This is a genomic window from Paenibacillus sp. S28 (assembly GCF_016624415.1).
Classification (GTDB): Bacteria; Bacillota; Bacilli; order Paenibacillales; family Paenibacillaceae; genus Paenibacillus_AQ; species Paenibacillus_AQ favisporus.
Genome location: NZ_JACVTM010000043.1, coordinates 1 through 1,405, shown reverse-complemented (window position 1 = coordinate 1,405; position 1,405 = coordinate 1). Strand labels below are relative to the sequence as shown.

General features: G+C 53.5%; 1 rRNA gene. It reads left to right on the top strand.

What is annotated here, in order from left to right:
• Positions 1–1,405 (top strand): 23S ribosomal RNA (locus tag IAE55_RS33545); the annotation flags it as partial.

The following is a 1,405-nucleotide window of genomic DNA, read 5'->3' as shown; positions in this document are numbered from 1 at the left end:
AGTCGTGGAGGTAGAGCACTGATTGGGTGCGGGGCCCGCAAGGGTTACCAAGCTCAGTCAAACTCCGAATGCCATAGACTGATCGACCGGGAGTCAGACAGTGAGTGCTAAGATCCATTGTCAAAAGGGAAACAGCCCAGACCATCAGCTAAGGTCCCCAAGTGTGTGTTAAGTGGGAAAGGATGTGGAGTTGCACAGACAACCAGGATGTTGGCTTAGAAGCAGCCACCATTGAAAGAGTGCGTAATAGCTCACTGGTCGAGTGACTCTGCGCCGAAAATGTAACGGGGCTAAACACACCACCGAAGCTATGGCTTGATGCTTGCATCAGGGGTAGGGGAGCGTTGTATACAGCGTTGAAGGTATACCGTAAGGAGTGCTGGAGCGTATACAAGTGAGAATGCCGGTATGAGTAACGAAAAGATCAGTGAGAATCTGATCCGCCGAAAGCCCAAGGTTTCCTGAGGAAGGCTCGTCCGCTCAGGGTAAGTCGGGACCTAAGGTGAGGCCGACAGGCGTAATCGAAGGACAACAGGTTGAAATTCCTGTACCACCGTAAACCGTTATGAGTGATGGGGTGACGCAGGAGGGTAGTGACGCGAGCTGATGGATGCTCGTCCAAGCAGTGAGGCTGGTGTGTAGGCAAATCCGCACACTATTAAGGCTGGGCTGTGATGGGGAGGGAAAATTATAGTACCGAAGGTCATGATCTCACACTGCCAAGAAAAGCCTCTAACCAGGTGAAGGTGCCCGTACCGCAAACCGACACAGGTAGGCGAGAAGAGAATTCTAAGGCGCGCGGAAGAACTCTCGTTAAGGAACTCGGCAAAATGACCCCGTAACTTCGGGAGAAGGGGTGCCCCGGTAGTGTGAATAGCACGAGGGGGCCGCAGTGAAAAGGCCCAAGCGACTGTTTAGCAAAAACACAGGTCTGTGCGAAGCCGCAAGGCGAAGTATACGGGCTGACGCCTGCCCGGTGCTGGAAGGTTAAGGGGAGCGGTTAGGGAGTAATCCCGAAGCTGTGAACCGAAGCCCCAGTAAACGGCGGCCGTAACTATAACGGTCCTAAGGTAGCGAAATTCCTTGTCAGGTAAATTCTGACCCGCACGAATGGCGTAACGACTTGGGCGCTGTCTCAACGAGAGATCCGGTGAAATTTTAATACCTGTGAAGATGCAGGTTACCCGCGACAAGACGGAAAGACCCCATGGAGCTTTACTGCAGCTTGATATTGGATTTGGGTACGATCTGTACAGGATAGGTGGGAGCCTTTGAAACCTGAGCGCCAGCTTGGGTGGAGGCGCCGTTGGGATACCACCCTGATCGTATCTAGGTTCTAACCTGGTACCGTGAACCGGTATGGGGACAGTGTCAGGTGGGCAGTTTGACTGGGGCGGTCGCCTCC